This is a genomic window from Selenomonas sputigena ATCC 35185, assembly GCF_000208405.1.
GTDB lineage: Bacteria > Bacillota > Negativicutes > Selenomonadales > Selenomonadaceae > Selenomonas > Selenomonas sputigena.
Map to the genome: position 1 here is coordinate 2,457,701 of NC_015437.1, position 24,212 is coordinate 2,481,912.

Sequence of the window (24,212 nt, forward strand, 5' to 3'; positions counted from 1 at the left end):
AAACTAGAAAGAGAACGGCACGAGGCCGGAGAGCCAGCCCATGAAGCGCATCGTCCAGCCGAACCACATCATGATGCCGAGCGCGACGAGCGAGACACCCGCGACCTTCTGCACGGCAGGCAGGAAGCGGTAGAGCGTGCGCACGCGCTTTTCGAGTCGCTGCCAGAGGAGCGCGAGCACGAAGAACGGCAGGGCGAAGCCGAGCACGTAGAAGCCGAGCAGCCAAAGCCCCTCGACGACGGTCGCGCGGCTTCCCGCATAGATGAAAATCGCCGCAAGGATCGGCCCCGTGCAAGGCGTCCAGCCGACGGTGAACGACATGCCCAGGAGGAACGAGCCGACGACGCCCTCCGACGGGCGATGCAGGAACGGCCGCCACTCACGGTAGAGGAAGCGCGGGCTGATGAGTCCCGAGAGGAACAGCCCCAAGAGCGCGAGCACGACGGCTCCCGCCTTTTCCAAAAGCGCGAGATGACCTGTGAGAAACTGCCCGAGCACCGTCGCCGTCGCGCCGAGCGCGAGGAAGACGACGGCAAATCCTGCGAGGAAGGCCGCGACGTTGCGAAAGAGCGCACGTCCTGCCGCAGCGGGCGGCGGCGAAGCGCCTGCCGCGCCGCTTGGAGCTGCTGCACCGCTTGAAGCCGCCGCGCCGCTTGAGCCTGCGAGAATCAGCACGAAGGTCGGCAGCATCGGCAGCACGCACGGCGAGACGAAGGAGACGACGCCGGCGAGAAACGCCGCGCCGAAGGAGATTGCTTCCAAGAGAAAACCTCCTACTTCGCCGCACGCATGAGCGCCGCTTCCAGTTCCACCGCCGTCGTTCCGCCGATCTTCTTCAGCAGGATCTTGCCGTCCCGGTCGATGACGTAGGTCGTCGGAATGGCGCGAACCTTATAGGTGTCCGCCGCCTCTCCCTTGAGGTCGAGGAGCACGGGCATCGTGTAGCCGTTGTCCTTGAGGAACTTGTCGACCGTGTCCTTCGGCTCCTGCAGGTTGACGGCGTAGAATGTGACCTCGCCTTCATGCTTCTTGGCGAACTCGTTCAGTTCGGGCATCTCGGCGCGGCACGGCGGGCACCATGTCGCCCAGAAATTGATGACGTAGAGCTTCTTGTCCATGGCGGCGTTGATTGCGACCTCCGAGCCGTCGAAGGCGGTTGCCTTGAAAGGCGGCGCCGTCCCGTCCACGCCCTCTGCATCCATCGCCTGCTCCGCCTTGGCTTCCGCTGACTTGCCCGATTCCTCCGCCTGCAGGCCGCAGCCCGTCATAAGAAAGAGCGCGAGAAGCGCGCCGATCAGACCTTGCATCGTTCGTCTTGTTTTCAAAGTGAATTCCTCCTTTGTGATTCCATAGGCTCACAGTCCCGAAACAGGACTCTTCTCAGCGACCTACGTCGCGCCGATGTTTCCATTTCTCTCCATAACGTTCATAGTACTATTCTACGGAGGAACGTTCTCAAGGTCAAGGCGAAGAAGATGAGAATAGGAGATTTCATATACTTTTCATGTACTCGTATGCTACAATAGATTCAGGGGAATTCGTCCCGTAAGAAAGAACGTGTCTGCAAGAGAAAAAGGAGCAATACCATGGCAGAGAAAGCAAAAGTTTATTTCACCGATTTCCGCACGGACGTCGGCACGAGCCTGACGAAGAAGCTGCAGCGTCTGTGTCTTGCGGCGGGCCTCAAGACGATCGAGCTTGAGGGCCGCTTCGTCGCCATCAAGATGCACTTCGGCGAACTCGGCAACCTCGCGTTCCTTCGCCCGCAGTACGCGAAAGCCGTCGCCGACCTCGTGAAGGAGGAAAAGGGAATTCCTTTCCTGACGGACTGCAACACGCTCTATCCGGGCAGCCGCCGCCATGCGCCCGAGCATCTCGACTGCGCGAACATCAACGGCTTCAACCCGACGACGACGGGCTGTCAGATCATCATCGGCGACGGTCTGCGCGGCACGGACGAGCTGGAAGTGCCGATCAAGAACGCCCGCGTGTTGAAGACGGCGAAGATCGGCCGCGCCGTCATGGACGCCGACGTCTTCATCAGCCTCACGCACTTCAAGGGGCACGAGCAGACGGGCTTCGGCGGCGCGATCAAGAACATCGGCATGGGCTGCGGCAGCCGCGCGGGCAAGATGGAGCAGCATTCGTCGGGCAAGGTCGGCGTGCACGAGGAGCTTTGCCGCGGCTGTCGTCGCTGCGCGAAGGAATGCGGCTCGGACGCGATTTCCTACGTTGAGAACAAGGCGGTCGTCGACAAGGAGCTTTGCAAGGGCTGCGGCCGCTGCATCGGCTCGTGCACGTTCAACGCGCTCTACAACGAGGTCTGGGACGCCGCCGACATCCTCGACCGCCGCATGGCGGAGTACGCGCAGGCCGTCTGTCAGGATCGTCCGTGCTTCCACATCAGCATCGCGCGTGACATCTCGCCGAATTGCGACTGTCACGGCGAAAATGACGCGCCGATCCTGCCCGACATCGGCATGTTCGCCTCGTTCGATCCCATCGCGCTCGACCAAGCGTGCGTCGACATGGCGCTGAAAGCGCAGCCGATCCGCAACAGCAAGCTCGGCGACCACCTCGCCAAGCCCGATTGGCAGCACCATCACGACCACTTCCTCGACTCGAATCCCAACGTCTGTTGGGAAGAAACGCTCGTGCACGGCGAGAAGATCGGACTCGGTACGCGCGACTACGAGCTCATCACACTGAAATGATTTGCACCGCCGCGCCGAATGCGTTAAAATAAGGCAAAGGGTGCAAAAAGCCAAGGGAAGCCCGTGCAAATTCGCACGGCGGCGGCTCCCTTGGCTTTTTTGTGCATACATCTCAAGAGGAGGAGTTTCCTTGCGCATTGTCATAGTCGGTGCGGGAAAGCTCGGCTACAGCATCGCCGAGCTGCTCGCGAACGAGGAGTTCGACGTCGTGCTCGTCGATCAGGACGAGACGCGGCTCGAAGCGGCGAAGAACACGCTCGACGTGCTGACGGTCACGGCGAACGGCGCCAGTCCCATCACGATGAACGACCCCGACATCCGCTCGGCGGACATCCTCATCGCCGTGACGGCGGGCGACGAGGTCAACATGGTCGCGTGCATCCTCGCGAAGAAGCACGGCATCACGCACACGGTCGCACGCATCCGCGACATGCAGTTCCTTTCGGAAGCGAAGGAATACCTGAAGGAGAACTTCGACATCGACCTCATGCTGAATCCCGAACTGATCACGGCGCGCGAGGTCTATCGCATCCTCATGACGCCCGCTGCGCTCGACGTTGAGGACTTCGCAAGCGGCAAGGTGCGCCTCTTCGAGACGAAGGTGACGCGCCACTCGCCCTTGGCAAACATCCCGCTGAAGGATCTCGAAATGCCCAAGGCGATCCTCGCGGGCATGATCTTCCGCGACCACCGCATGATCATCCCGCACGGCGACGACTGCCTGCTGCCGCACGACAACGCGTATTTCATCGGCGATCCCGCCGAAATCGAGAAGTTCAGCGAGACCTTCGTACACCGCGACGCGAGGAAGCTGGAGCACGTCATGATCATCGGCGCGGGGCGCACGGGGCGCTTCCTTGCCAAGATGCTCGACGAGGCGGACGTCGCCGTGAAGATCATTGATACCAATCGTGAACGCAGCCGGCTGGCGGCGGAGGCACTCGAAAACGGCCTTGCCATCTGCGGCGACGGCACGGACATCGACCTTTTGATGGAAGAGGGCGTCGCCGACGCCGACGCCGTCGTCTGCCTGACGGAGGACGACAAGCTAAACCTCATGCTCGCGCTTTTAGCCAAGCATCTGGGGGCAAAAAAGACGGTCGTGCGCGTCGCGCGAAGCGAATACGTCGACCTCATGGAAAAGGTCGGCGTCGACATCGTCCTGCCGACGCGCCTCTTGTCCGCCTCCGAGGTCCTCGCCTTCGCGCGGCGCGGCGGCGTCGTTTCGGTATCACTCCTTGAGGGCGCGAAGGCGGAAGCGGTCGAGGTCATCGTGCAGGAAGGCGCACCTGTCGCAGGGATTCCTCTGATGAAGGCGCATCTGCCGCGCGAATGCCTCGTCTGCGCCTATGTGCGCGGCGATGAGGCCGTGATACCAAACGGCGCTTCGGTTCTTCTGCCCGGCGACCGAACCATTCTCTTCATCCGGACGGGATTCGCGCAGAAGGTCATGAACTATTTCAAGGGCAAGGATTGATATGGACGCGCGCATCGTTTCTTTCCTGCTCGGGCGCATGGCGTTTTTAGAGGGCGCGGCTCTCTTTCTCGCCTTCGGCCTCGCGATCTTCTGGGCGGACGAACACCCGCTCGCCTTCGGCGTGCCCGCGGCGCTCTCCTTCGTCCTCTGGCGCGTCTTCTCGCACCTATCCAAGGGGCATCGTCACACGATCGGCGTCACGGACGGAGCCGTCTTCCTCTTCGCCGCATGGCTTTTGAACTCGCTTTTAGGTGCGCTGCCCTTTTTCCTCACGGGCGAGCTTTCTGCCGCCGACTCCTTCTTCGCGAGCGTCGCGGCATTTACGACGACGGCGCTCCTCTTCACGCCGACGGGACTCGAAAGCTCCCTCGGCTTCTGGCAGATCTTCCAGGGCTGGATCGGCGGCATGTACTTTCTGTGCCTCCTCGTCACGATCATGCCGCAGGTCGGCGGCTGCTTCGGTCTGACGCTCTCGGTGCAGCAGGGTACGAACTTCAGCCCTCTCCTGCGGCGCATGAATGCGGCGGCGCAAAAGATGGCGCTCCTCTACGCCTGCCTGACACTCGTCGCGCTCGGGCTCTTCCTGCTCGCGGGCGAAAGCTTCCTGTCGAGCGCCGTGCTCGCCTTGACTTCCATATCGACGACGGGACTCGATCCGCGCGGCCTCGTGCTGAAAGGGAGCGGCTTCACGACGGAACTCGCGGCGGAGGCCGCGATGCTGCTCGCGGGCGTGAACTTCCTCCTGTGGCAGCGGGCGGCGGCGCGGCGCGATGTACGCGCGCTCTTTGCCGATGCGGAACTGCGCATCTTCCTCCTCGTCGTCTTTTTGGGCGGCGCGGCGCTCGCCTGCTACCTCGCCGTCGTCGGCGTCCACGATGTCGAGCACAGCCTTCGCATGGGCTTCTTCCACGCCATCTCGTTCGCGACGACGACGGGCTTTGCCGCCGCGCCTCTCGCCTCATGGCCAACCTTTCCTCATGCCGTACTGCTTCTTCTCGCCACGCTCGGCTCTTCGGTCGGCGCGGTCGGCGGCGGCTTCAAGGTGATGCGCCTGCTCGTGCTCGTCAAGATGGCAAAGAGGGAGATCCTGCGCACGATTCACCCGCGCATGATCGTCAACATCAAGATCGACGGCAAGTCCGTGCCGCACAAACTCTACGGCAGGATCTTGAGCTTCTTCTTCCTCTATGTCGTCGTGCTGATTCTCGCGACGCTCGGCCTCGCGCTCGCGCACATCGACACCCTGCCCGCCATGGGCTTCGCCGTCGGCTGCCTGTCGGGCACGGGCACCGTCGTGACGCTCCTCTACGGCGGCAAGGACTTCCTGCTCCTGCCCGGCTGGGTCAAGGTCTTCGCGGGCTTCTTGATGATCCTCGGGCGGCTTGAGATCTTCTCCTTCTTGATCCTGCTGCGTGCAGGAATCGATCGGCTGCACAGGCGGCAGTGGTGAATTCACTCGAACGCGCGTGCCAGAGCCTCAAGACCCTTCGTGAGCGTCGCCTGTGGGCAGGCGATGTTGATGCGCTGGAAGCCTGCGCCGCTCTTGCCGAAGATCGCGCCGTCGTCGAGCCAGAGGCGTGCCTCGTCGATGATCTTTCGGTCGAGCGCTTTCGCTTCGAGGCCGTAGGCGCGAAAATCGAGCCATAGGAGGTAGGTGCCCTCCGGCTCGACGAGCTGCACCTTGGGCAGACGTTCGGCGAGGAAGCGCTTCGTGTGCGCGATATTCTGCTCAAGGTAGGCGAGAAGCGCATCGAGCCACGCGCCGCCCTCGCTGTATGCCGCCTGCGCGGCGAGAAGGCCGAAGATGTTCGGTTCGTCATAGCCTGTGCTGTAGACTTCCTTGCGGAAGGTATGGCGCAGGCTTTTTTCCGTGATGAAGATGTTCGAAAGCTGCAGCCCTGCGAGGTTGAACGTCTTGCTCGGCGCGGTGCAGGTGATCGTCCGCGCCGCAGTCTCGGGCGAGAGCGAGGCAAAAGGCGTGTGCTTGTGGCCGGGACGCACGAAGTCGGCGTGAATCTCGTCGGCGACGACGAGAACGTCGTGCGCGAGGCAGATCGCGGCAAGACGCTCCAACTCTTCGCGCCGCCAGACGCGCCCGACGGGGTTGTGCGGGCTGCAGAGAATCAGAAGCTTCACCTTGTGCTCGCGAATCTTCTGCTCGATGTCAGCGAAGTCCATGCGGTATGCGCCGTCCTCGAAGAGAAGCGTGCTCGTGACGAGCTTGCGCTCATTGCCCTCGACAACGCTGAAAAACGGATAGTAGACGGGTTCGGTTATGAGAATGGTATCATTGGGCGCGGTAAATGCACGCACCGCCATGGAGAGCGCGAAGACGACGCCCGGCGTCATGACGAGGGATTCCTTGCCAGGATTCCAGCCGTGGCGCGTGCTGAGCCATTGTTCGAGCGCCCTATAGTAGTCCTCCTTCGGACGCGAATAGCCGAAGATGCCGTGCTCGGTGCGTCGGCGAATGGCATCACGCACCGCCTGCGGCGCACGAAAGTCCATGTCGGCGACCCAGAATGGCAAAACGTCCTCGGGATAGCCGCGCTCTCTGGCGAAGTCGTATTTGAGGCTGTTCGTATGACGGCGCTCGATGATCTCATCAAAGTCGAAATGGTTCATGGAAGAAGTCTCCTTTCGTATGCTTTGGGTATGTGGCTGCAGCCATGCGTTCCTCGTGACCGAGGAGGTAGAGGAAGGCGAAGGCAGGGATGCGCAGCAAGGAAGCACCGGAGTTCGCCTTCTGTATGCCGCAGTCCGTAAGGTTTTTCGTGAGGATGAAGGAGGCCGCGGCCTCTGCCGCCAATTCGCTGATGGCGTCATCGTCCGAAATGGCGGCATTTTCACGGTACTTGACCTCGATAAGGATATTGGCGAGGCGCGGACGCTCAATGACGATGTCGATTTCCTTATTTTTTCGGCCGCCGCGGAAATAGCCGACCGATGTCGCCTTTTGGTAATAGAAGGCCGCCGTATGCTTGTAGACGGTGGTTTCTACGATCTTTCCCATCTGTACGGGATCGGTCAGAATGGCGTCGTCCATGAGAACGGCATTCCGTATGGCGGCGTCAGCAATATAGATCTTGGGCTGCGCCTTTAAGACTTTTTTCCCTGCCATCTCGACAGGCCAACTCTGATAGATGAGGTTGCCGCTTTCAAGATAGCGAATGTAGTTTTCGACCGTAGGGCGCGAAACTCCGTTCAATTCCTTGGCAATCGCCTCTACGGAAACAATCTCGGAGGATACGTTGCATAGATAGAGAAAGATCCGTTCCAATTCGGTGGCGTTGCGTATATTGTAGAGTGCAGGCAGATCGCGCTTCAAGACCTTGTCGACGACATCTTCGCGCAGAATCTGCTGCGCCAGCATATCGTTATCTGCAAGCGCAAGCTCAGGAAAGCCTCCGACTCGCAGATAACGGATGAAGTGCTTGTGCACATCCGCGAGCAACAAGAGAAACATCTGTCGCTCCTGCTGCTCCAAGGAAAACAAGGTCGACAGCTTCAAATCGGGAGCAAGATCCGGCAGAGAAACCTGCAAAAGAGCGCAATATTCATAGAAGGAGAGCGTCGGAACGGAGATGATGGACCAGCGCCCCGTGCCGCTTTCCTCGCTGCCGCGCACGATGGCGGGACTTGCCGATCCCGTGGCGACGATGTGCGAATCCGGCTGCATGTCATAGAGCGTCTTGAGCCACCTGTCCCAATCCGAAGCGTACTGGATCTCATCAAAGAAATAGTAGACATCGTGTCCCGCATAGATCATCTCATGGTAGCAGTCCAAAATCGCCTGAAACGCGCTGAGTTTCAGCATGGGATGATCGAGCGAGATGAAGACGATTTTCTGCGGTGCGACGCCCTGAGCGAGAAGCGCCTCGATCATTTGATATTGTATCGTCGTCTTGCCGACTCGCCGCGCTCCCGTCAAGACGACAGTGCGCCGCAGGGTCGTCTCCGACAGACGCCGCATCGCGTCATAAAAGGCAAAGCGTCTGTAACTTTTCGACATGCCGCGCGCAATCATTCCCGTTTTCCACCATGGATTGTACGCTGTGAGGACTTTGCATATTGCCTCCTGGCTGATCAAAGGCATCAAGATCACCTTCTTTCAAGGTGATTATAGCACAAACTTTCATCTTTGGCGACAAAGATTGAAAGTATACTTTTAATCTTTGCAGAAAAAGATGAAAGTTGGGGCTCTAATTCTTTCGTCTTTGCCCTGCTTCCCTCTTATCCCTGCAAGGCCTGCTGCAGATCGGCCTTGAGGTCTTCGACGTCCTCGATGCCGACGGAGAGGCGCAGGAGTTTGTCGTCTAGCCCCGTGCGTTTTAGGAGCGCGGCGGGCATTTCGGCGTGCGTCTGAGCGATCGGATACGTCAGCAGCGTCTCGACGCCGCCGAGGCTTTCGGCGAAGGCGATGAGGTGCAGTCTGCCGAGAGCCGCCTTCGCGATCTCGGCGGAGCGCACCTTGAAGGAGATCATGCCGCCCGCGCCGCTCGCCTGCTTCCGCTGCAGCGCGTAGCCCGGATGGTCGGCGAGTCCCGGGTAGAGCACTTCGGTGACTTCGGGCAGCGTGCCGAGCCACCGGGCGATGGCGAGCGCGTTCTCCGCCTGCCGCTCGACGCGCACGCCAAGCGTCTTGATGCTGCGCAGCATGAGCCACGAGTCGAGCGCCGAGAGGTTCGGCCCTGCCGATTTGGCAAGCAGTTCGATGCGCTTTGCCTCTGCGCTCGTCGCATCTTTGAGCACGAGGAAGCCTGCGATGACGTCGTTGTGTCCGCACAGGTATTTCGTGCCGCTGTGCAGCACGATGTCCGCGCCGAGCGTCAAGGGCTTCTGGAAATGCGGCGAGAGGAAGGTATTGTCGACGGCGAGCAGGGCGCCGTTTTCGTGCGCGAGCGCAGAGAGCGCCGCGATGTCCGCGATCTGCATCATCGGATTCGACGGGGTCTCAATGAAGACGAGCTTCGTCTCAGAGCGCATACGCTTGCCGACGAGTGCGAGATCGCGCACGTCGACGTATTCGAAGGTGACGCCGTAGCCCGCAAAGACTTCTTCGGCGAGACGCACCGTGCCGCCGTAGAGGTCTTCGCTCATCAGGACGTGATCGCCCGCCGAAAGAAGAGAGAAAACGAGCTGCACCGCCGCCATGCCCGAGGAAAGCGCCCAAGAGCGCCCGCCGCGCTCTAAGAGCGCCACCGTCTTTTCGAGAGATTCGCGCGTCGGATTCGCCACGCGTCCGTAGTCGTAGCCCGTGCTCTCGCCGAAACGCGGATGACGGAACGTCGCCGACAGGCAGATCGCCGGACTGATCGCCCCCGTCGCATCGTAGGTATGGCAGCCGTGCACTTCAAGCGAATGGTCTTTCATGATTCTTCCTCCAATATACTATTCATATTGATATACTATGGTTTAATATTATAGCATAGGAAGAAGATTTGCGCCACAAGATAATGCAGCGCTTGCAGGGCGCGATGATAGGCAAAGAAAAAGAGAGCCGGATGGCTCTCTTTTTCTTTGCAAAACCGCAAGCGGTATAAGGTTCATGCGACAACAGATCGCTGGAACAACGCCAACCAGGCTGAGGAGTTTCCATACCGCAAGCAGTATGAGGTCACATGTGACTTCCACACGAGGGCGGTGTTTCTATCGAAATTTTCGAAGGGTTTCAATACCGCAAGCGGTATGAGGTCACATGCGACGTGAGAACATTGACGAGGTTGCTGTTGAGAAGGTAGAGTTTCAATACCGCAAGCGGTATGAGGTCACATGCGACGACGAAGTTCAGATTCTCATCGATGAGGGCGTAGCAGTTTCAATACCGCAAGCGGTATGAGGTCACATGCGACTCTGTGTCTGGGAGGCCGCAGAAACAGAAGGCTCAAATCATGGTTTTGGAAAACCTCCTCGAAGCCGAACATGTGATCGCACTTTTTCGGCTGTTATTACATACCCAGCGAGTATGTAATAACCCCGCCAAGTCTTATATAGCAAGGCTTGCGGCGATTCGAGGAAAATCGGAAAACCTGCCCCGTTTTTTCGCCTCCAAGAGGTTTTCCTATAGTTCATACTGTAGCATGGTTTCTCCTTTTTGTCAAACAAAAACGGCGTCCCATTTCAAGCGAAAGGGGACGCCGCTGAATATATGTCCTGAAAGCTCAGATATAGACGCGCCGCACGCGCGATGCGATGAGACATGGGATCTCGTAGTTGATTGTGCCGAGCCAAGCGGCAACATTGTCGGCACTCAGCGTCGCCGAGCCGAAGAGCGTGACTTCCGTGCCTTCGGCGACTCTTTCGATGTCGGTGACGTCGATCATGCACTGATCCATGCAGATGCGGCCGACGACAGGAGCGGTCTTGCCGAGGATTTCGACGTGCGCCTTGCCCGAGAGGGCGCGAATATAGCCGTCGGCATAGCCGAGGGGGAGCGTCGCGATGCGGCTCCTTCGCTTGGCGTGCCAAGTACAGCCGTAGCCGATGGCAAAGCCCTCGGGCACGTCCTTGACGAAGAGCACGCGTGCCTTGAGCGCCATCGCGGGGCGAAGCGGCGACGTCTCGCGTACGTCGCGAGCGACTTCTTCGCTCGGATACATGCCGTACTGGATGATACCCGCACGCACCATGTCGAGATGCGCTTCGGGCATTTGGAGGATCGCCGCGCTCTCAGCGATATGGCGCAGCTTCAGATGAACACCCGCCTCTTCTATGGCTTCCGTGGCACGTAGGAAGAGCGCAAGCTGTCCTCTTGCGTGCGCCTTGTCTCGGACATCCGCCATGGCGAAGTGAGAGAACGCGCCCTCCAGCTCAATGTTCGGCAGGACGGCGATGTCACGCGCGAGCGCAGACGCTTCTTCGCTCGTGCAGCCGATGCGCCCCATACCCGTGTCGATGGCGAGGTGCAGCTTCGCCGTCTTTTCCTGCGCGAGGGCTTCGGCGGAAATGGCTTTGGCGAGCGCGAGATTCGCAACGGTCTGCGTCACATCAAGGGAGACGGCTTCGGCGGCTTCAAGAGGGTCGATGAGTCCGAGGACGAGGAGCGGCGTCCCAATCCCCGCGCGGCGAAGCTCGGCGGCTTCTGAGAGCGTGGCGACGGCGAGGTACGCCGCGCCCGCCGCGACAGCCTCTTTCGCGACGGCGAGAGCGCCGTGCCCGTAAGCGTTCGCCTTGACGACGGCGCAGAGTTTTGCGCCGCCACAGAGCGCCTCGCCGATCACGCGGTAATTGTGCCGGATCGCGCCGAGGTTGATTTCAGCCCAGACGGCACGCTTGCTCATGGGAAAGCCCCCTTCGCTTTGATGGTCGTGCCGTTCCATCACGGCTTTTCGATGACTTCCACGCCGCCCATGTAGGGGACGAGCGCCTTCGGTACGCGCACAGAGCCGTCTTCCTGCTGATAGTTTTCGAGGATCGCTGCGACCGTGCGCCCGACGGCAAGCCCCGAGCCGTTGAGCGTGTGGCAGAACTCGGGCTTCGCCTTCGGCTCGCGGCGGAACTTGATGTTCGCGCGACGCGCCTGGTAGTCGAGGCAGTTCGAGCACGAGGAGATCTCGCGGTAGGTGTTCTGCGCGGGCATCCAGACTTCGATGTCGTATGTCTTTGCCGACGTGAAGCTCATGTCGCCCGTGCAAAGGAGCACGACGTGATAGGGAATCTCCAAAATACGCAGTACATCTTCCGCCGCATCGACCATGCCTTCGAGCTCGTCCCACGATTCTTCGGGCTTCGTGAACTTGATCAGCTCGACCTTGTTGAACTGGTGTTGGCGGATGAGACCGCGCGTGTCGCGCCCCGCGCTGCCGGCTTCTGCGCGGAAGCATGCCGTGTAGCTCGTGTAGCGCTCGGGCAGTTTCCTGCCGTCGAGGATTTCGTCGCGGTGATAGTTCGTCGTCGGCACTTCCGCCGTTGGCACGAGGTAGTAGTCGAGGCCTTCGAGCTTGAACATGTCTTCGGCGAACTTCGGCAGCTGCCCCGTGCCAATCATGCTCGCCTCGTTCGCGATGTAGGGCGCGAGCATTTCCGTGTAGCCGTGCTTCGTCGCGTGCAGATCCATCATGAAGTTGATGCAGGCGCGTTCGAGCCTAGCGCCGAGTCCCTTGTAGAAGGTGAATCGTGCGCCCGTGACCTTTGCCGCACGCTCGGCATCGAGGATTTCGAGATCGGCGCCGAGATCCCAGTGCGCCTTCGGCTCGAAGGTGAACGTTCGCGGCTCGCCCCAGCGGCGCACTTCGGGATTCTCCGTGTCGTCCTTGCCGATGGGCACGTCGTCCTTCGGCATGTTCGGGATGTTCAGGAGGATGGTGTGCAGCTCGTCTTCCACCTCGCGCGTCCGAGCGTCGAGATCGGCGATTTTCTTGCCGACCTCGCGCATTTCGGCGGAGATCGCCGCGACGTCCTCGCCCTGCTTCTTCTTCGCGCCGATCTCCTTCGACACGCTGTTGCGCCGCGCCTTGAGTTCTTCCGCCTCCTGCAGGAGCGTGCGGCGCTTCTCCTCAAGCTCCTTGAAGCCGCTCAGTTTCAGCGGGTTGCAGCGCTTTTCGAGCATCGCCTGCACCTCGTCGATATGATCCCTGACAAATTTGATGTCCAGCATGTCGAATCCTCCCATCGGCAGAAAATATCTGCCGCAAATCGTTTATCTTCGTATTATAGCACAGGCGGGGCGCTTACGGCAAAGTTCCTATGAGCTTATATGCGGATCTCGAAGCCGCCGTGCTCGCCGTCCTGCTTCTCTTCGCGGTCTTGGCGGATGGCTGCGGCGCGTGCGGCTTTCTTCGCTTCTTCTGTCGCCTTGCTGCCTGCTTCGCCGTCCATCATGCGGCTCGCCTCGCGAAAGGCGGAAAGCGCCTCGGAAAGGGAGGCGAGCATCGAGGCGTCGGGCGCGGCGGGAGCGCCTGCCGAAACGGGCGGCTTCCTTGCGGAATCTGCCCCTGCGTCGGTCGAAGGGGGCATGGCGGCAAAAGCCTGCATGCGTGCGCCGCCCGCGGCCGCCGCACTCGCAGCAGCGGGCGGCGCATCTGCTGCACCTGCCGCATCTGCCGCCTTCGGCGCGGTGCGCTGCGCCGCGCCCGCGATGGCGGAAAGCCCGGCGGCGGCGACCTTCGCAGCGCGGTCGGATTCGCGCCTTTCGCGTGCGGCGCGCATCGTTTCAAGATCGGCCAGAAGCTCCGCCTCTCGCGCGGCACGCATGGCGGGCGTCGTCTCGCCCTTTTTCCTATGCAGGAACTTGTAGGCGAAGACGCCTGCGATAAAAGCGCAAAGGACGGCGACGACGGCGAGGTGCATCATGGTGAAGCCCTGCGGCGGCTCGTCGGCGGACGGCTTCGGCACACGCGTCTCCGTGCCCGGCTTCTCCTGCACCGCCTGTGCCGCCGGCGGCAGATTTGCCGCCTCGGAGGAGGTCGTCTGGCTCTTTGTGCCGCCCGCTTCGGGCGCGGCGGTGGCCGGCTTCTGCGCGAGCTTGCCCTCCTTGCCGCCCTCTTCTCCCGTCGTCTTTTCCTGCGTCTTTCGCTCGGGCGTTCCCATGAGCCGCTCGCCCGCCGCACGCGCATTGGCCGCCGCATCCTGGCCGGCCTGTGCGGCGTCGGCAGCTCTTTGCTGTGCGCCCTCGATCGCCGCCTGTCCGGAAGCGCCGAAGTCCGGCAGTCCGCCGACCGCCTGCGACGCGCCGGCCAGCCCCGGCACAGCGGGCGGCGTCGGCGCCTGCGGCGCTTGAGGCCCTGCAATCGCCATGAGAATCCCTCCCTTTCATTTCTTCCCCAATATATTGTGCCTGAGCGCGTAGTCGACGAGTTCCGAGTTCTGCGTGCAGTCGAGCTTCTGCAGGAGGCGCGTCTTGTAGGTGGAGACGGTCTTGATCGAGAGGTAGAGCTTGTCGGCAATGGTCGAGAGCGAGTAGCCGTGCACGATGAGTTCAAGGACTTCGCGCTCCCTGGTGGAAAGCGCGGCGGGCTCTTCAGGCTCTTCGAGCGCACCGTCGATCAGAAGCTCCGCCTCGCGCTCGCCGAGGTAGCGCCCTCCTGCGGCGACGGTGCGCAGGGCGCGGAAAAGCTCGGCGTCGAGCGTGTCCTTGCACAAATAGCCGTTCGCGCCCGCACGCAGGCACTCGCAGACGTACTGGCGCTCGCTGTGCATCGTGAGGATGAGGACGCGCACGGCGGGCTGCATCGCCTTGAGGCGGCGCAGGCACTCAAGGCCGCCCATGTGCGGCATCGAGAGGTCGAGGAGCGCGATGTCGACGGGAGTCTTGGCCGCCTTTTCGAGCGCTTCCTCGCCGTCGGACGCTTCGGCGACGACGCTGAAATCTTCCTCGGACGAGAGAAGCAGCGACAGGCCTTTGCGCAGCACGCGATGATCGTCGGCGAGCAGGATGCGCAGCGGTTCTTTCTTGTTTTCCATCACGTTTCTCCTCCCTTCTTGCGCGGCAGGCACAGGAAAAGGCGCGTGCCCGCGCCCGGCGCACTCTCGACGGCGAAGCTGCCTTCGAGAAGCTCGGCGCGCTCTTTCATGCTCACGAGGCCGAGGTGGCGGTCGAGACGCGCCCTCTCCGCCGTGTCCTTCTCGAAGCCCACGCCGTCGTCGGCGATTTCCACGCATACTTCCTTTGCCGTCGCGCGAAGCTTCACGCTCGCCTCGCGTGCGTGTGCGTGGCGCACGATGTTCGTCAGCCCCTCCTGTACGGAGCGATAGATGACGAGTGCAAGCGTGCGGTCAAGTCCTGTGAAGTCACCTTGCGTCTCCCATCGCACGGTCAGATCTCCGTGCGTGCGGCGCAGGGTGTCGATGTACTTCTCAATGGCAACGAGGAGGCCGAGGTCTTCGAGGAGCGGCGGATGAAGATCGACGGCGAGCTGCTTCAGGCCCTGCAGCGCCTCGCTCGTCAGTTCCCGCGCCTCCTGCAGCAGTTCCCGCTGCTCGGGCGTCGTGAGCTTGCCGTGCAGGATGCGCAAGTAGGCGAGGATCGAAGCCATCGACTGGCTCGTTTCGTCGTGCAGCTCACGCGAGATGCGCCGCCTCTCGTCCTCACGCGCCGAGAAGAGCTGGCCGATGAGCCAGAGGCGAAGCCGTTCCTTCTGCTGCAATGCGCCGAAGAGCTTCGCGTAGCGCGTCGCGAGGAACGTCGCGAGGAGCGCGAGCGCGAGAAGCACGAGGAAAAGCTCGAAGCCGCGCCGCTCGACGAGGGCGCGCGCCTCGCGCTCGGTGAGGCCGATGCGCAGATAGCCCGTGATGCCGTCGTCGATCGGATAGAGGATCTCGCGGATCGGCCCATCGGTGCTGCTGTAAATATGCGGCTCCAAATCGTCCTTTTCACGAAGCGGCAGCAGTCCTTCGGGCAGGCCGTCGGTGAAGGTGCTCGCGAGGATGCGCCCGTCGGGGTACGTCACGAGGATGTAGCGCACCTCGGGATTCTTTTCCAGCGTGCGCTCCAACTGGTCGGAAATCGTGAAGCGGTCGTCGAGGAGGATGTCGCTCGCGATGACCGCGCCGAGCGCCGAGGCGATCTCGCGCCCCGAGCGGTTCAGCCCTTCGATCAGCGTCGCCCGCAGGGTCACGAGGAAGAACGCGCCGAGCAGGAGTCCGCAGAGCAGCACGCTGCCGACGAGGAGGATGTTGAAGCGGACGGTCAGGCTTTGCTTTTCCATGTCACTCTCCCGAAAGGCGCTCGTGCGCGAGAAACTTCTGCCGCAGAGGCTCGTAAAGCCCGCCGTCGGGCGGCACGAAGCGGTCGATGACCGCCGACTGCAGCACGGGACGCATGGCTTCGTCGTCCGCCATCTCATAGAAGATGCGGCGAAGCTGCTCCTTTTCCTCGGGCGCGAGGTTCTGCCGCACGACGACGGGGCCGGTCGGAGCGACGGCAAGCTCGTCGATGATGCGCACCTTCGCGGCGAGCTGCGGATTCGTCTGCTCGATATGCTCATAGATCTGGTTGTCGATGCTCGCTCCATCGGCGAGGTGGTTGGCGACCGCCCAGATCGACTTGTCGTGGTGGTGCGTGTAGAAGATGCGCCCGAAATACTGCTCGGGCGTCAGCCCTTCTTCGAGCAGACGGTAATCGACGGCGAGCCTGCCCGAATGACTGAGCGGATCGACGAAGGCGAAGACGCGTCCTTTGAGCGAGGCGAAGTCCTCGATTTCGCTGTCGGCGGCGACGATGACGAAGGTGCGGTAGAGGATCGTGCCCTTCGTCTCGACCATGGCGAGAAGCTCGATCGGCTCGTGGCCGCGGTACGCCGTATAAGCGCCCGTCGAGAGGAAGGCGACGTCGGCTTCGCCCGCCGCGACGAGCCTGTCAAGCTCTGCCGCGCCGCGCTTCTGCACCATGGTGACGGGGCGGCCGAGCTTCTCGGCGAGGTAGGCGGTCATGCGCTCATAGGGGCGGCGCGTCTCCTCGGGACTCATGACAGGCGCGAAGGCGATGACGAGCGGGCGCTCTGCAGCAGGTGCGGCAGGCGCGGCCGCATGACGCGTAAAGTCGATGAAGCCTTTCTCGTCGCCGCAGCCTGCAAAAAGGAGCGCGAGGGCGACGAGGATCAGCAGGACTCCCTTCTTGGCCATACTGTCACCTCCTTGCGAATGTTCGCATCTTTTGCGGGCTTTGCACGAAACGAGCCGCGCACCTTCTCAGAGCTTCGCGCGGATCTCGCGCAGTTTCGCCGCCGAAAGCCCGCCCGCCAGAGCGGCGCGGTGACCTTCGTAGTAGCCTTGCGCTTCCCTTTGCACATGGGCGAGCGCCGCCTCGAATACGGCGCGGCTGCCCGAAAGCACGCGCTCTTCGAGGCGTGCGCCCTCTCTTTCGAGATAGGCGCTGACCATGGGGCGAAGCCTTTCCTTGAGCGCCTCCGCCATGATCTTGCTGCCACCCTTTTCGAAGAACTGTGCGGGGCTCTTGAAGAGCGCAATTTCCTTGGCGAAGACCTGCGGCTCGACGTCGGCGAACGCCGTCGGAAACGAGAGGTCAAAGTCAAACTCCGTCGCTTCCATGCCGAAGGAGAAGTCGCGCTCGCCCTCGGAGAGCGTCTTTGCCAGCGTCTCCTGCAGTTCTTTGCCGCGCTTGGCGAGGAAGCGCTCCAAGCGCACGGCGGTCGCACGCATCTCCTGCGCGAGGTCGAAGCCGAGGCTCGCGAGAAGCTCCTTCATCGCCTTTTGGAGACTCGCTTTGCCGTGCTCGCGGCCGAGCGTCGCGGCGTTGAAGCTCAGGCGGAACATGTCCTCATAGCGCAGGAAGACGCGCTCCGCGACGTAATAGAGAAGCTCCGCCTGCTCCTGCGCGGCGCGTTTTTCGATGCCTTCGCTGCTCTCTTTTTCGAGAATGTCCTTCGCCCGCGCCGCGTTCTTTTCGAGCGATTCGCGCCGCTCGGCCTTCTTCTCGGCACTTTCCTCGCTCTCTTCGATGAGGCGGCTCAAGAGCGTTTGGGCACGCGCATAGTCGCCTTCGGCGGCGCGTACGGCAAGGCCTGCGAGGTCGTGGAAAATGAAGTGGTGGAAAGCGTTCTCGAACTGCGTGCCGCGATGCTCGCCCGCGAGCTTTTCCTTGAGGATCGCAAGGCTCGATACGGCATGAAGGCGCGGCCTCTTGATGCCGAAGCGCGAGAGGTTCGCGCGCACATAGGCGAGCACGTCGCTCGCGTCCTCCTCGCTCTCGGCGAGGTCAATGGCGTTGACGATGAAGAACATCTTGTCCATCTCGAAGGCGTCCTTGACGCGCCCGAGCTGCACGAGAAATTCGCTGTCGGCATGGGAAAAGGCGTGGTTGTAATACGTGACGAAGAGGATGGCGTCGGACTGGCGGATGAAGCGGAAGGAGAGGTCGGTGTGACGCGCGTTGATGGAGTCGGCGCCCGGCGTGTCAACGAGCGTGACGCCCCGACGCGTGAGGTCGCAGTCGCTATAGATCTCGATCTCCTCGACGAAGCATGCCTTGTCCTCGTCGACCGCGTAGGCGGCGAAGTCTTCGAGCGTGCAGTCGAGCCACGCGCCCGCCTTGCCCTCGAACATCGCGCGCCCCTTCTCGTAGGCGCGCAGGAAGGCCTGCTGCTGGCGCAGGTCGCTCGCTCTCGTCAGCACGTCCTCGACGAGAGCGGGCGCTTCCGCGAGAGTCTTCGCCTCGCGCTCGAAGGGCGCGAGGGCGCGGTTCAGATCGGCGAGCAGCATCGCTTCGTCCTTCAGGTGGACGCGCACCGTGCCGTGCGGCTTTTCCTTCGTCACGGGCAGGATCTTCTGTATGACGGCGGTCGTCGGGTTCGGCGAGACGGGCAGAAGGTTCTCGCCGAGGAGCGCATTCGCAAAGGACGACTTGCCCGCGCTGAACGCGCCGAAGAGCGTCACGAGGTAGCCGTGCCCTTCGAGCCGCTCGGCACGCAGGGAGAGCTCTTCGGCGAGCCGCGAAAGCCCCGGCACGTCCGCGACGAGTTCGCCCGCGCGGCGAAGGCGCGGCGCCCATGCCGCAAGGTCTGCCCGCGCGGCGTCATCGGCAGGCAAAGCGGCGGCGCCCGCCTGCATTTCCTCCGCTTCCGCCGCCAGAGACGCAGCCTCGGCCGGCGCGTCCTTTTGCACCGCGCGCCCTGCCGCGTTGTCCGCCGCGCTCGGCGTGCCGTCGCCCTCTACGATCTCGACCGCCTGCGGCACGAGCGTGAAGAGCGAAGCGTTTGCCGTGTCCGCGCGTTCCTCGCTCGCGAGAAGCTTCGCCAAGGCTTCCCGCTTCGCCTGGACGCGCTTCTTCGCCTGCCGCACGGCGAAGAGCGCCGCGACTTCTTCGGCCATGCCCGAAAGCTCTGCCTCGATGGCGGCGAGGCGCACGCCGTTCCGCTCCTCCATACGTGAGAGGAGATCGTCTCCGACGGCGGCGAGACGCGAGCGCGCGCACTCTTTGACCGCCTTTTCGAGCGCGGCCGTGTAGTTCAGCACATAGCTGCCGTCGTAGCTCGTGCTCGCGCCTTCTTTTTGATTCTTTTCCAGCACATCTTCTTCAGGCAGAGCCGTGAAATTCTCGGCGAAGGCGGCGGCCGCCCCGCCCTCGATGTGTCGGTCGCGCGCAAAATCCTTCAGATACGTCGCGATGTGCCAATCGACCTGCAGCCGCACCTTCTCCGCGAGAGCCTGCCACAGGCGCTCGCGGCGGGCAGCACGCTCCGCCGCCGTTTTCTTGCCGCGCCCAAAGAAGCCGACCTTGAAGCCGGGCGAGGAGGCTTCGAGGTAAAGACGCGCCAGTTCGCGCACCTCGTACGGCATCATGTAGGCGTTGGCGAGGATCTTTTCAATCCCCTCGTTGAAGGCGGCGCGTCCGTCCTCACGAAGGCTCTGTGCCTCCTGTTCCAAGGCGCGGCTGCCCGCCCAGAGCGCGTCGCGCTCCGCGACCGACAGAGGTTCGAGCACGCGGCGGGCGTCGGCAAGCCCCTTCTCCTCTGCCTTTTCCTCACGGCTTACGGCGTCGGCGCAGATCTTTTCGAGAGAGCGGGCGATCGATTCTTCGAGCGCCGCCGCACGATTTTCGAGCGCATCGCGCAGGAAGGCCTGCATCGCCTTGAAGTCGCTATGCGCGTGCGCCTCGTCCTTCATCGATGTGAAGAAAACCGCCTCGGGCGCGACGCCCCATGCGGCGAAAGCGTCCTTGACGCCGGCAGCAAACGCGGCGAAGGAAAGCTCCTCCTCGCGGTGCTTGTCGATCTGGTTGATGACGAGCGCGACGCGCTTTCCCGCTTCCGTCAGCGACTTCGTGAAGAGGAAGCTCTCCTCCGACTGCACATGGTTGTAGTCCATGACGTAGAAGATGAGGTCGGCGAGGTGGATTGCCTCTTCCGTCGCCAGGCGGTGCGCGGCATCGGTCGAGTCAATGCCCGGCGTGTCCATGAGCACGACGCCCGCAGGAAGAGATGCGGCCGCCGTCGAGATCTCGATGCTCTCGATCGCCGTGCCGTCGCGGCAGAACGATTTCACGAGGTCGTAGTCGTAGGGCGCGAGGTAGCGGCGCGGCCTGCCTTCTCTAAAGCGTGCCTCGGCGTACTCTTCGCCGTGCCTGACGTAGACGAGGTTCGCGCTCGTCGGTATGGGACTCGACGGCAGGAGCATCGCGCCGAGGAGGCGGTTGATCATGCGCGACTTGCCCGCCGAAAAATGACCGCAGAAAGCGACGCCGAATTCGCCGCGCACGAGCTTTTCGGCAAGCTGGCGCACCTTGCGTGCGCTCGCCGCATCACCCTCGGCTGCAAAATGATCGTAAAGCCGCAGCAGTCGGCTCTTCAAGATGACGCTTTGCATAGATCCTCCTTTGACTTCGCCCTTGCTTTCTGCCGCCGTATGGATTACGATGGAAGTCAGAACGTCTTGCATGAGCGGCAAACCTGCAGGGAAAGGAATCGAAATGATAGAAACTCTTCAAAACCTGAAAAAAGAAGGCATACGGCTCTACTATTTCCTGCCGGACTTCCAAGCGCCGGAAGCCGTATGGCGCACGGTATTCGATCGATACGTCAAAATCTTTTGCGCGGCAGACAACGTGGCGCTGCTGCTTGACTTGTCCGCCGCAGAAGGAGTTCAAGAGCCGCTGGCGCAGTTCAGTCAAGCGCTTGACGCGCTCGGCGACGACGCGCCGGCGGTACTGACCTTCGAAAGTGAGGCGGCGCTGTCTTCTGCCGCGCTTCGTCTGGCGGACGTCTTGATCCTCACGAGAGAAGAGCGTTCGCTGCGCCTCTTGAACCACCTCGAAACGCAGCCGCGAATCCTTTACGGCGGCGATGCGGCAATCTTTTCCCGCGACGAAGCGCGCGGGGACGATACGCATTTCGATGTGTCCGTCTGCATTCTCACCTATCGGTCGGATTTTCTGAAGCTCGAAAGGACGCTCGCTTCCGTCGTTGAGCAGAAGGGCTGCTCGTTCGAGATCGTCATCGCCGATGACGGCTCGGAAGATTTCCCGAGGAAGGCCATCGAAGATGCTCTCGCTTCCAAGGGATTCACAGCCTACAAGATTCTTCAAGCACCCAAAAATCAAGGTGTCGTACACAATGTGTACCGCGCCTTTTCCCATGCGCGAGGGAAGTACATCAAGAACATCTCTCCCGGCGACTACCTGTACAGCGACCATGTATTGGCCGACATGTTCCGTTTCATGGAAGAGAGCGGGTATCCGGCCGCCTTCGGACGCGCCTGCTACTATCGTGAAGAGGGCGGGTATTATCATATATTGGATGAAATGCACCCGCGGAATTTGGAGCCGTATGAAAGGAACGACTTCGCCGCAGCAAGAAGGGCGCATCTTCTATGTCAGGATTACCCGATCGGCGCCGCCTTCATGACGCGCCGCAAGCTCCTCATGCAGTACACGAAGCCACTGCTGGGCAAGGCCGTTCATCTCGAAGACCGCGCCTACACCCTCATGATCGCCGACGGCATCGACATCGGCTTCTGGAATCACAACCTCATCTGGTACGAGTACGGCAGCGGCATATCGACGAGCACGGACGAACGCCGACAGGCGCAGGTCATCCGTGACAATCAAGCATGCTTCGCGCTGATCGCCGAAAAGTATCCGGAGCTTTCCAGCTGGTGCAAGTGGCACATCTTCAACGAAGAGGATATGGAAGATGCGTGGCTCGACTATTACGAAGAAGTGAAAGACTACTATCAAAAGGTCGATGCGTCCGTCGCCGAAGCGAAAAGGAGAGGGCAATGGATATATCTGCAGGATGTCGAGCCGAAAGCGCTGGAAAGGATTGTTCAGGCAGAAGTCATCCTGCCTCCTATAGACGCATCGAAATCTTCCGCCACGTCTCCTTCGTGAGGAAGCTTCCCTCCGCCTCACGCTCCATCTCCAGGAAGCGGCTGTACGGTATCCCAAAAGAAAGCATATCCTTCGGGATGCACTTCCTCGCCGAAGGATCGGTCAGCCCGATGAAGCAGCTCTTGCCGCCGTCCTGCTCCTCGGTCACCGGATAGAGCACCGCCTGGGCGCATCCCGCACCGAAGAGCAGCTTGACGTTGTCCTGCGTCCTCTTGTCGTAGTTCGCGAGCGTAGCAAGAGCCGAGATCTGATCGGCATTGACGAGGAAGATCACCGCGAGCGGGCGCTCCTCGGGCAGGACATCTCGCAAGGGCTTACAGACGACATAGGGCTTGCCGTCATGACGCTTGATGTTCTCGATGAAGTCCCGCGCCAATTCCGGCGTTTTCTTGTAGAACTCGCCTTCTCTGCCGATATGCTCGCTTCCCGTTGAGAGGAAATATTCGATCCAACCGTGCGGGTAATCCTGAAAGCCCAATCCCGTCTTCGCACCGAGACAGGCGGTCGTCTTTTCAGCAAAAACGGCCGTCTTTCCCTTGCTTGCGGTCAGAAGCAAGGCGACCGAGCATCCCCAAACGCCTTCCTTGAACTGCACGGCGTTCTCAGGCGCCGCATCCGCATGAAGCACTGCTACGGGTTGGTTTTTCAGATGGATCAGTTTTGCGATTTTGCTTTCCATGAATCGTCGCGCTCCTTTTGCTAAAACAAATCGCTGTGCGATCCTGTCCTCGTGAGATACAAGATCAAGGTTTCTTCAATATATTTTCCGTCATCACCAATTCTTCTTCGACCGCCAGAACGACGGATAGAGCATGACGAGCAGCGTGAAGAATTCGAGCCGGCCGAGCAGCATGGCGAAGCAGAGGATGCCCTTCGTGAAGTCGGAAAGTCCCGCGTAGTTCTCCGTCGCGCCCGCGATGCCAAACGCAGGGCCGATGCAGCCGACGGTCGTCACGCTGATGCCGATGGCATCAAAGGTCTTGATGTTGTCCGCCGTCATGAGCACGGCGAAAAAGGCGATGGAGAGGACGTAGAGGAAGAAGAAGACCGCCGTGCGGTGGAGTGTCGCCTCGTCGACGCTCGCGCCGTTGATGCGCACGGGCGTCGTGACGCGCGGGTGAAGCTTTTCCAGCACGATCGTGCGCACCATGCGAAAGAGCACGAGGATGCGCGCGATCTTGAGTCCCGCCGCCGTCGAGCCGACGCAGCCGCCCGTGAGCATGAGGAGAAGCAGGATGCCTTTGGAAAAGCCCGGCCAAAGTTCGTAGTCGGCGGAGACGAAGCCCGTCGTCGAGAGCGACGTCGCCTGAAAGAGCGCGAAGCGCAAAGCGTCGGGCACGTTGTAAAGCCCTCGGTAGAAAAGATTCGCCGCGATGAGCAGCACGGCGCCGCCGACGATGCCTAAGTACGCCTTGAACTCGGAGTTGCGCCAGAGCACCTGTGGCCCTTTCTTGTAAACCCGGTAGTAGAGCCCAAAGCTGCCGCCTGAGATGAACATGAAGAGCGACATCCATAGCTCGATGGCAGGACTTCCGAAATGCGCGGCGCTCGCGTTGTACGTCGAGAAGCCGCCCGTGCCGATCGTCGACATCGCATGGTTGACGGCGTCGAGCGCACTCATGCCGCAGGCGAAGAAGGCGAGGAACGCCGCGCCCGTCAGGACGACGTAGATGCGAAAGAGCACGCTCGTGAGGTCCTTGAGGCGCGGCAGGACGCGCTCCGATCCCTGTGCGCTCGATTCGGCGTTGTACATCGTGATGGCGCCCTGCCCCGTCGCGGGCAAAAGAGCGATGAAGATGACGATGATGCCGAGGCCGCCGAGCCAATGCGTGAGGCTTCGCCAGAGGAGCACGCCCTGAGGCAGGGCCTCGATGTCTTCGACGACGGTCGCGCCCGTGCCCGTGAAGCCCGATATGCTCTCAAAGACGCCGTCGAGGTAGCCGAGATAGCCGCCCAGAAGGTACGGCAGCATGCCGAGGAAGGTCGCCAGAAGCCAGCCGCCGCCCGTGATGGCGATGCCCTCGCGAAGCGTCAGACGTTCGCCCGGCTCTTTTCCTGCGCGGCGAAGCGCCGTGCCCGCCGCTGCACTCAAGAGGGCTGTAGCGAAGAGCGGCAAGCGAGAGGATTCGACGTACCACAGGGAAACGGCGAGCGGCACGAGGAAAATCAGCCCTTCGGCCTGCGCGATGCGCCCCAAAAAGTACGCCACGACCTTGATGTCCAAAGGAGAAGCCCTCCC

At 61.6% G+C, this 24,212-nt stretch carries 19 protein-coding genes; 5 read left to right on the plus strand and 14 right to left on the minus strand.

The window, feature by feature from the left end; translation table 11 throughout:
• Nucleotides 1–3: 3 nt before the first annotated feature.
• Both SELSP_RS11205 and SELSP_RS11210 read right to left on the minus strand, forming a co-directional pair.
• Nucleotides 4–762: a cytochrome c biogenesis CcdA family protein gene (locus tag SELSP_RS11205; RefSeq protein ID WP_006193338.1), complete on the minus strand. Its 759-nt coding sequence runs from the start codon at nucleotides 760–762 to the stop codon at nucleotides 4–6.
• 11 nt (nucleotides 763–773) lie between these two features.
• A complete protein-coding gene (locus SELSP_RS11210) occupies nucleotides 774–1,325 on the minus strand; it encodes a TlpA family protein disulfide reductase (RefSeq protein ID WP_013741065.1) in 552 nt (183 codons plus the stop codon).
• A 261-nt stretch (nucleotides 1,326–1,586) separates the two neighbouring features.
• Here SELSP_RS11210 and SELSP_RS11215 point away from each other — a divergent pair, with 261 nt between their 5' ends.
• From SELSP_RS11215 to SELSP_RS11225, 3 genes are all read left to right on the plus strand, one after another.
• Nucleotides 1,587–2,714 (plus strand): DUF362 domain-containing protein, encoded by a 1,128-nt coding sequence (locus SELSP_RS11215; protein WP_006193341.1) that lies wholly within the window; start codon nucleotides 1,587–1,589, stop codon nucleotides 2,712–2,714.
• 130 nt (nucleotides 2,715–2,844) lie between these two features.
• Nucleotides 2,845–4,191 carry a Trk system potassium transporter TrkA gene (gene trkA / locus SELSP_RS11220; protein WP_006193342.1) on the plus strand — a complete coding sequence of 449 codons (1,347 nt, stop codon included), beginning with the start codon at nucleotides 2,845–2,847 and terminating at the stop codon, nucleotides 4,189–4,191.
• Nucleotide 4,192: 1 nt separating this feature from the next.
• Nucleotides 4,193–5,641 carry a potassium transporter TrkG gene (locus tag SELSP_RS11225; protein ID WP_006193343.1) on the plus strand — a complete coding sequence of 483 codons (1,449 nt, stop codon included), beginning with the start codon at nucleotides 4,193–4,195 and terminating at the stop codon, nucleotides 5,639–5,641.
• Nucleotides 5,642–5,643: 2 nt separating this feature from the next.
• Here the strand turns inward: SELSP_RS11225 and SELSP_RS11230 are convergent, their stop codons facing one another.
• From SELSP_RS11230 to SELSP_RS11240, 3 genes are all read right to left on the minus strand, one after another.
• On the minus strand, nucleotides 5,644–6,816 hold the full coding sequence (locus SELSP_RS11230) for a MalY/PatB family protein (RefSeq protein WP_006193344.1): 1,173 nt from the start codon (nucleotides 6,814–6,816) through the stop codon (nucleotides 5,644–5,646).
• A complete protein-coding gene (locus tag SELSP_RS11235) occupies nucleotides 6,797–8,203 on the minus strand; it encodes an ATP-binding protein (protein WP_232362369.1) in 1,407 nt (468 codons plus the stop codon). The genes SELSP_RS11230 and SELSP_RS11235 overlap by 20 nt, the downstream gene beginning before the upstream one ends.
• A gap of 221 nt (nucleotides 8,204–8,424) precedes the next feature.
• A complete protein-coding gene (locus tag SELSP_RS11240; protein WP_006193346.1) occupies nucleotides 8,425–9,564 on the minus strand; it encodes a trans-sulfuration enzyme family protein in 1,140 nt (379 codons plus the stop codon).
• 325 nt (nucleotides 9,565–9,889) lie between these two features.
• On the opposite strand from SELSP_RS11240, the gene SELSP_RS12635 reads away from it, so the two are divergent.
• Entirely contained in the window at nucleotides 9,890–10,030 is a 141-nt protein-coding gene (locus SELSP_RS12635; protein ID WP_006193350.1) for a hypothetical protein, read from the plus strand.
• A gap of 322 nt (nucleotides 10,031–10,352) precedes the next feature.
• Here SELSP_RS12635 and alr read toward each other — a convergent pair whose 3' ends face one another.
• The 7 genes from alr to SELSP_RS11275 all read right to left on the minus strand — a co-directional run bounded on the left by alr (nucleotide 10,353) and on the right by SELSP_RS11275 (nucleotide 20,451).
• The gene (gene alr, locus SELSP_RS11245; RefSeq protein ID WP_013741066.1) at nucleotides 10,353–11,471 is read right to left on the minus strand and encodes an alanine racemase; all 1,119 of its coding nucleotides are present in this window, start codon (nucleotides 11,469–11,471) and stop codon (nucleotides 10,353–10,355) included.
• 38 nt (nucleotides 11,472–11,509) lie between these two features.
• Nucleotides 11,510–12,787: a serine--tRNA ligase gene (serS, locus tag SELSP_RS11250; protein WP_013741067.1), complete on the minus strand. Its 1,278-nt coding sequence runs from the start codon at nucleotides 12,785–12,787 to the stop codon at nucleotides 11,510–11,512.
• Between the two features lie 95 nt (nucleotides 12,788–12,882).
• A complete protein-coding gene (locus SELSP_RS11255) occupies nucleotides 12,883–13,926 on the minus strand; it encodes a hypothetical protein (protein WP_013741068.1) in 1,044 nt (347 codons plus the stop codon).
• Between the two features lie 15 nt (nucleotides 13,927–13,941).
• Nucleotides 13,942–14,592, minus strand: coding sequence for a response regulator transcription factor (locus SELSP_RS11260; RefSeq protein ID WP_006192497.1), 651 nt, complete (start codon nucleotides 14,590–14,592; stop codon nucleotides 13,942–13,944).
• Nucleotides 14,592–15,836, minus strand: coding sequence for an ATP-binding protein (locus SELSP_RS11265; protein ID WP_006192499.1), 1,245 nt, complete (start codon nucleotides 15,834–15,836; stop codon nucleotides 14,592–14,594). The genes SELSP_RS11260 and SELSP_RS11265 overlap by 1 nt, the downstream gene beginning before the upstream one ends.
• Before the next feature lies 1 nt (nucleotide 15,837).
• A complete protein-coding gene (locus SELSP_RS11270; protein WP_006192500.1) occupies nucleotides 15,838–16,752 on the minus strand; it encodes a substrate-binding domain-containing protein in 915 nt (304 codons plus the stop codon).
• Between the two features lie 66 nt (nucleotides 16,753–16,818).
• Nucleotides 16,819–20,451 (minus strand): dynamin family protein, encoded by a 3,633-nt coding sequence (locus tag SELSP_RS11275; protein ID WP_013741069.1) that lies wholly within the window; start codon nucleotides 20,449–20,451, stop codon nucleotides 16,819–16,821.
• 103 nt (nucleotides 20,452–20,554) lie between these two features.
• Between SELSP_RS11275 and SELSP_RS11280 the strand changes: the two genes are divergently transcribed.
• Nucleotides 20,555–21,973, plus strand: a complete 1,419-nt coding sequence (locus tag SELSP_RS11280; RefSeq protein WP_013741070.1) for a glycosyltransferase family 2 protein — start codon at nucleotides 20,555–20,557, stop codon at nucleotides 21,971–21,973.
• Here the strand turns inward: SELSP_RS11280 and SELSP_RS11285 are convergent.
• On the minus strand, nucleotides 21,933–22,652 hold the full coding sequence (locus SELSP_RS11285; RefSeq protein ID WP_006192504.1) for a DUF169 domain-containing protein: 720 nt from the start codon (nucleotides 22,650–22,652) through the stop codon (nucleotides 21,933–21,935). The genes SELSP_RS11280 and SELSP_RS11285 overlap by 41 nt on opposite strands.
• A 93-nt stretch (nucleotides 22,653–22,745) precedes the next feature.
• Nucleotides 22,746–24,197, minus strand: a complete 1,452-nt coding sequence (locus SELSP_RS11290; protein WP_006192505.1) for a TrkH family potassium uptake protein — start codon at nucleotides 24,195–24,197, stop codon at nucleotides 22,746–22,748.
• Between the last annotated feature and the right edge of the window lie 15 nt (nucleotides 24,198–24,212).